Raw genomic sequence first — 6,549 nt, forward strand, 5'->3', positions numbered from 1 at the left:
AGTCGCTGTCGTGTCGTACGTAGGCCCCGAGTTCGATCCCCCGCAGCCCGAGCGCCGTGAGGGCCCCGGCCGTTTCCGCCGTGGGCCCGTGGTCGCCCTGGCCGCGCTGGTGTCCGGCGCGCTGCTGGGGTGGGTGGCGTACGAGGCGGTGGGGTCCTCCGGCGGCCCGGGGAGCACGGGCGGTTCGGCGGGCGGCCCGGGTTCGAGCACGGCGGCCGAGCGGTCGGCGACGAGCGGGACCTCCTCACCGGCCTCCTCCTCGTCCCCCTCCGGGAAGTCGCCCTCCCCGTCCTCGTCGGCGGGCGACGACGGCAAGGGGGCGGACCTGCCGGCCGCCTCCGGCCCCCTCAAGGGCAAGGTGATCGTCATCGACCCGGGGCACAACCCGGGCAACTTCCGGCACGCGTCCGAGATCAACCGCAAGGTGAACATCGGCACCAACTGGAAGGAGTGCGACACCACGGGCACGGCCACCAACGGCGGTTACGCCGAGGCCCGGTTCACGCTGGACGTCGCGCACCGGCTGCGCGCCCTGCTGCGACAGCAGGGCGCCACGGTGAAGTTGACGCACGACGACGGCTCACCGTCCTGGGGTCCCTGCGTCGACGAGCGCGCCCGGATCGGCAACTCGGCGCACGCGGACGCGGCGATCTCCATCCACGCCGACGGTTCGGCGCCGGGCAACCGCGGTTTCCACGTCATCCTCCCGGCGGCCGTCCACTCCGGCGCCGCCGACACCCGGCCGATCGCCGCCGCCTCCCACGACCTCGGCGCGAGCATCGCGGGCAACTTCGTGCGCGTGACGGGCGAGGCGCCCTCCAACTACATCGGTGGCGGTACCGGTCTCGTCACGCGTAAGGACCTGGGCGGTCTCAATCTGTCAACGGTTCCCAAGGTGTTCATCGAGTGCGGCAACATGCGCGATAGCAAGGACGCGGCACTGCTGACCAGCGGAGCCTGGCGGCAGAAGGCGGCGGAAGGGATCTCTGAGGGAATCGTGAGTTTCCTGCGCGGGTAGTGATCGGCGCGACGGTCCCGGCGGACAGCCAGGTCGGCCGGACGGTAGTGTCACCCTACGATGAGGGGCCACCCCCGCGCTTCACACCAGGGCCATGCGGCGACATGGTGACAGCGACGCCTCTACCGACGACGAGACGACGACCTACGAAGGACCTGAAGTGAATATCCGCTCCCTCACTCGAGGCGACGGCGTGGTGATCGGAGCAGCGGTGTTGCTGTTCATCGCGTCGTTCCTCAAGCTCTACTCCGTCTCCGGGTTCAGCTTGGACACCAACGCGTGGGACAACCTCGGCGACGGCCTCGGCCTGTACATGGGCGGAGTCATCGGGGCCGCCCTGATCGTCGTCAACCGCTGCCTGCCGCAGCCGCGCAAGGTCGTCGGCCTGGACCTCGGGACGGTCGGCGCGGCGTTCACGGTGCTTGTCGCGTGGAGCCTGTTCTGGTCGCTGGTGGACGTCCCGGACGGCGCCAGCGCCTCCTCCGGCCTGATCCTCGGCTTCATCGCCGCCCTGGTGCTGGCGGGCGCCGCCGTCGCCACGCCTCTGCTGCCCGCCCTCCAGGCCGCCCTCGTCCCGGCGCCCAAGCCGGTCGCGCCGCAGCCCTACGGTGCGCAGCCTCCGGCCGGCTACGGCTACCCGGGTGCACAGCAGCAGCCGTACGGCGCGCAGCCGCAGCAGGGTCAGTCCTTCGGAGGCGGTCAGCCGCAGCAGGGCCAGCAGGCACCGGCGCCGGCCGCCACGGCTGGAGCCGGCACGGCGGGGGCGGCCTTCTCGCCGTTCTGGTTCGCGGTGCCCGCGCCGCGTCCGCTGTTCGCGGAGGACGGTTCCCCGTCGCCGATCGCCGAACTCGCGCCGGGCGTCTGGTACCTGGCCGTCGAGCAGCGCGGCCAGGGCTTCCTGACGGAGATGCAGGACGGCCGCCGCGGTGTCCTCCAGGACGCCTCGAACATCCAGCGCGGCTGATCCGGCCGTCCGGACAAGCGCGTTCAGGCCTCGAAGGCCGCACGGCCCCTCGCTCTTCGGAGCGGGGGGCCGTTGCCGTCGGCGGTCCAGGGAGCCGGACAGTCGAAGCCGGCTGTCAGGAGCCGCTCCTGAGCTGCGAGGCGGACGGCACCTTGTCCTTGACCGGGGCGCCCGCGCTCTTGCCCGCGTCCTTCACCTTGTCGATGGTGTCGTTGAAGCTCTTCGCCGCCGAACCGTCGCCCTTGCGGAGCTTGTTGGGCAGGTCCTTCAGGTCGGCGATGGCCGTGTTCAGCGGGGCGAGCGCCTTGGACAGGAGCGGGTCGCCCTTGGCGTTGCGCACGGCCGCCTTCAGCCGGTTGTACGTGAACGCGCCGGCGAGCCCGGCCTTGAGGAGGGTCGTCTTGCGGTGCTTGGCGCCCTTCTTGAACTTGCCCTCCTTGTACGGTTTCCAGATCCACTGATAGGTGGCGCCGGCGGCGAGGGCCGCGTTCGCCACGAAGCGGGTCTTGGCGAACTTCTGCTTCTCCGCCGACGTGGTCGGGCTGGGCGTGGGATCCGCGGCCGCGACGGCCGGGGTGGTGTGCTGCCCGATGCTCTGGGGCGCGGCCCAGGCGGTGGAGCCGGCGAGCAGGGCGCAGCAGACAGTGAGCGCCACAGCGAGGCGCCGTATCGGTACGGGCACGGTGTCCTCCGAAATGGGATTGCTTCAGGTGCCCGAGGGACTCGAGGTACTCCAGGCACTCCAGAGGTCCGTGTGATCCAGGCGCCTCACCTGAAACAAGGCACCTGTTGTGCCGCCGGTGTCACTCCCCGTACGCATTACAGGTTTCAAGCAGCTTTCCGCGGCCAGACGGAACGTATGTCTCCTCGATATCGCACCGCATCCAATTCCGCCGGTACGGTCATCGCGGTCGTCGCGGACATCGTGGCCGTCATCCTCGGGCTGTGGATCCTGATGTACCTGCTCGAGGCGAACCGGGCCAATGACCTGGTGCAGTTCGTCCACGACGCGGCCAACTGGCTTGCGAGCTGGTCGCGGGACCTGTTCACCTTCGACGAGGCCTGGGCCAGGGTCGTGGCCGGTTACGGCCTGGCCGCCGTCGTCTACCTCTTCGTCGGCCACGCCGTCGCCCACCGCATGCACCGGCACTGACCGTGCCCGGCCCGTGCGCGGCCCGTGCGCCGACGGCGCACGGGCCCGGTCACGTCGGCCGGACGCGCCGGCCGGCCTGCCGCCGTCGTCAGTCGCAGCAGTCCGGGTCCAGGCCCTTGGGCAGACGGTCGGGCGAGAACACCGTGCAGGTGGGTTCGTGGCCGCCGAGGGCGGCGACGGCCAGGAGCAGGGATCCGGCGGTCCACGTGGTGAGTTCACGGGGCCATATGGCCTCGTCCTCGAAGACGTAGCCCGTCCAGTACAGGCCCGTCCCACCGTCGCGCAGGTGCTGGATCGACTGGAGCACGTCGAGTGCGCGGTCGGACTCGCCCACCGACCACAGGGTCAGGGCCAGTTCGGCCGACTCCCCGCCCGTCACCCACGGGTTGGGGACGACGCAGCGCACGCCGAGTCCGGGCACCACGAAGCGGTCCCAGCCGGCCTCGATGCGTTCCTTGGCCTCGACTCCGGTCAGCGCGCCGCCCAGCACCGGGTAGTACCAGTCCATCGAGTAGCGGTCCTTGTCCAGGAACCGCTCCGGGTGCCTGCGGATCGCGTGCCGGAGCGCGCCGACCGCCAGCTCCCAGTCCGGCTGGGGCTCTTCGCGCTGTTCGGCGATCGCCAGGGCGCAGCACAGCGCGTGGTGGATGGACGAGGAGCCGGTCAGCAGCGCGTCCGCCGTCGCGGTCCCGTCGTCCTCGCGCTTCCAGCCGATCTGCCCGCCGGGCTGCTGCATGCGCAGCACGAACTCGATCGCCGCGTACACCACCGGCCACATGCGGTCCAGGAACGTGTCGTCGCCGGTGGAGAGGTAGTGGTGCCAGACGCCTACGGCCGTGTAGGCGACGAAGTTGGTCTCCCGGCCCGGGTCGGTGACGTCGTCGTGGGCGCCGTCGGCGTAGGCCGCGTACCAGGAGCCGTCCGCCAGCTGGTGGCGGGCCAGCCACAGGTACGCCCGCTCGGCGGCCTCGTGCTCGCCCGCCGCGTCCAGCGCCATCGCCGCCTCGACGTGGTCCCACGGGTCGAGGTGGTGTCCGCGGAACCACGGGATGGCCCCGTCCTCCCGCTGCACGGCGAGGATGCCCTGTACGGTCGCGGCGGCCTGCCCGGCGGTGAGGACCCCGGGCAGGACGAGGTGTTCTGTCCGGGGAGTGGTCACGCGGCGGCCACCCGCGGCAGGTGCGGCTTGGTCGCGTAGGCCACGAAGCTCTTGCCGATCAGCGGGTTGAGGGCCTGCTCGGCCACCCGCGTGGCCAGCGGCTTCTTCATGATGTCCCAGACCAGCAGCTTGTGGTACGCCCGCACCGGCAGCGCCTTGTCGTTGTCGACGCCGAAGGCGCACTTCAGCCACCAGTACGGCGAGTGCAGCGCGTGCGCGTGGTGGGTGCCGTAGGGCTTGAGGCCGGCCTCGCGGATCTTGGTGAGCAGTTCGTCGGCCTTGTAGATGCGGATGTGGCCGCCCTCGACCTCGTGGTAGGCGTCGGACAGGGCCCAGCAGACCTTCTCGGGCCCGTAGCGCGGCACGGTGATCGCGATACGGCCGCCCGGCTTGAGCACCCGTACCATCTCGGCGAGCACGCCCTTGTCGTCGGGGATGTGCTCCATCACCTCGGAGATGATCACGACGTCGAAGGACTCGTCGGGGAACGGGAGCGCGAGGGCGTCGCCCTCCATGGCGGTGGCGGTGGCCCCGGCCGGTGCCTCCCCTTCCTCCTTCATCGCCGCGAACCACTTGGCGACCTCGCGGATCTCGTCGCCGTTGCGGTCCAGCGCCACGACCTGCGCGCCGCGCCGGTAGCACTCGAACGCGTGCCGTCCGGCGCCGCAGCCGAGGTCCAGGACGCGGTCGCCGGGGGCGAGCGGGAACCGGGAGAAGTCGACGGTCAGCACGTGGCCCTGCTTTCGGAGTAGACAACCTCTGAGGCCGCGGAGCGGCCGGCATCGTGGACCGCCGAGCGGTGGCCGCCCGGGGCCGGGGAACGATCGGCGCCCTGGGTCGGGGAGCGGTCGGGCTCCGGAGCCGGGGAGCGGTCGGTCCAAGATAACAATTCAGTATTAAATATCATATCTTTATGGGTTAATTCATTGATATCTTTAGCATCTAGCATTGTCATTATTTTCTTCATATGATCTAAAAATGATTCAACGTATTCAATCGTTTGTGTTATACCGGCCTGCTCAACTTGATTTAAGAACGGACGTGACATACCTACTGCTTTCGCACCTAGCGCTAAACATTTCACAGCATCTAATGGGGTACGTAAACCTCCACTTGCAAAGACATTTAGTTTATCTTGAAAATCAGAACTTTCTAATAGTGATTCAACTGTTGATTGTCCCCAATTAGATAAATAGTCCATATCTTTATTTGAACGTCTCTCATTTTCAATATCTACGAAATTCGTACCACCACGTCCGCTGACATCGACATAAGTAACGCCTACATTAAGTAGTGATTTATATGTCTCTTTGCTCATACCAAATCCTACTTCTTTCACAATCACAGGTACATCTACTGCATTAACAATTGCTTCGATATTTTCCATCCAATTAGCAAACTCTCGATTACCTTCAGGCATAACTAATTCTTGAGGTGAATTAACATGAATCTGTAGCGCCTGTGCATCTAATAGTTCAACAGCTTTAACTGCTTTGTCTACGGGTACGTCAGCACCCACATTACTAAAGATAACACCGTCTGGATTCGTTTCTCGAACAATCGTAAATGATTCTGCCATTTTAGGATTTCGTAATGCAGCATGTGTGGAGCCCACAGCCATTGCAAGACCCGTTTCACGTGCAACAATCGCTAATTTTTCATTAATTTGTTTTGTCCATTCACTACCACCAGTCATGGCATTAATATAAACTGGGTATTTCAAATTAAAATCGGATGTCTTTGTCGTTAAATCTACATCATCCACATCAATATTTGGAATCGAATGATGAACAAACCTCACTTTATCAAAATCAGATAATGTAGCATCATGTTGCGCCATCGCTATTTCAACATGTTCATTTTTTCTTTGCTCTCTCTGAAAGTCACTCATTACTATACCGCCTTTTCCAAATGATTCATTTTATAATTACAAGGTTTAAAACCATTTTTTTCTTTTGAAGAAGATAATTAAAATAATTGAGATGATTAGCATGACAAATAGGCAAATAAAGTAGCCATAATGCCAATTTAATTCTGGCATATACGCAAAGTTCATGCCGTAGATACCTGCAATAAAAGTTAATGGTGAAAATATTACAGATACTAATGTTAAAATTTGCATAATATTATTCATTCTAAATGAAGTATAGGATTCGTAATTTTCACGTATTTCATTTGTCATTTCTTGGGATGTACGAATCACATTACGTTGTTTAATTAAATGGTCATCAATATGTTGTATGTACATAGAATGC

General features: G+C 63.5%; 8 protein-coding genes. 3 read left to right on the top strand and 5 right to left on the bottom strand.

Annotation, left to right across the window (positions count from 1 at the left end; all coding sequences use genetic code 11):
* The first annotated feature begins 10 nt into the window (after nt 1–10).
* Both ABZ484_RS31360 and ABZ484_RS31365 read left to right on the top strand, forming a co-directional pair.
* A complete protein-coding gene (locus tag ABZ484_RS31360; RefSeq protein ID WP_358869303.1) occupies nt 11–1,018 on the top strand; it encodes an N-acetylmuramoyl-L-alanine amidase in 1,008 nt (335 codons plus the stop codon).
* 193 nt (nt 1,019–1,211) lie between these two features.
* Nucleotides 1,212–1,982, top strand: a complete 771-nt coding sequence (locus ABZ484_RS31365; protein WP_358869304.1) for a hypothetical protein — start codon at nt 1,212–1,214, stop codon at nt 1,980–1,982.
* 115 nt (nt 1,983–2,097) lie between these two features.
* On the opposite strand, the gene ABZ484_RS31370 is transcribed toward ABZ484_RS31365, so the two are convergent.
* A complete protein-coding gene (locus ABZ484_RS31370) occupies nt 2,098–2,664 on the bottom strand; it encodes a hypothetical protein (RefSeq protein WP_358869305.1) in 567 nt (188 codons plus the stop codon).
* A gap of 177 nt (nt 2,665–2,841) precedes the next feature.
* On the opposite strand from ABZ484_RS31370, the gene ABZ484_RS31375 reads away from it, so the two are divergent.
* Complete coding sequence (locus ABZ484_RS31375; protein WP_358869306.1) at nt 2,842–3,135, top strand: hypothetical protein; 294 nt, start codon at nt 2,842–2,844, stop codon at nt 3,133–3,135.
* Between the two features lie 88 nt (nt 3,136–3,223).
* Here the strand turns inward: ABZ484_RS31375 and ABZ484_RS31380 are convergent, their stop codons facing one another.
* From ABZ484_RS31380 to ABZ484_RS31395, 4 genes are all read right to left on the bottom strand, one after another.
* Nucleotides 3,224–4,294 (bottom strand): prenyltransferase/squalene oxidase repeat-containing protein, encoded by a 1,071-nt coding sequence (locus ABZ484_RS31380; RefSeq protein WP_358869307.1) that lies wholly within the window; start codon nt 4,292–4,294, stop codon nt 3,224–3,226.
* On the bottom strand, nt 4,291–5,025 hold the full coding sequence (locus tag ABZ484_RS31385) for a class I SAM-dependent methyltransferase (protein WP_358869308.1): 735 nt from the start codon (nt 5,023–5,025) through the stop codon (nt 4,291–4,293). Before ABZ484_RS31385 ends, ABZ484_RS31380 begins: the two co-directional genes overlap by 4 nt.
* Nucleotides 5,019–6,185, bottom strand: coding sequence for a type 2 isopentenyl-diphosphate Delta-isomerase (gene fni, locus ABZ484_RS31390; protein WP_358869309.1), 1,167 nt, complete (start codon nt 6,183–6,185; stop codon nt 5,019–5,021). The genes ABZ484_RS31385 and fni overlap by 7 nt, the downstream gene beginning before the upstream one ends.
* A 45-nt stretch (nt 6,186–6,230) precedes the next feature.
* The coding region (locus tag ABZ484_RS31395) for a CorA family divalent cation transporter (protein WP_358869310.1) at nt 6,231–6,549 on the bottom strand (319 nt) is incomplete at its 5' end.

This window comes from Streptomyces sp. NPDC006393 (genome assembly GCF_040628575.1).
Classification (GTDB): Bacteria; Actinomycetota; Actinomycetes; order Streptomycetales; family Streptomycetaceae; genus Streptomyces.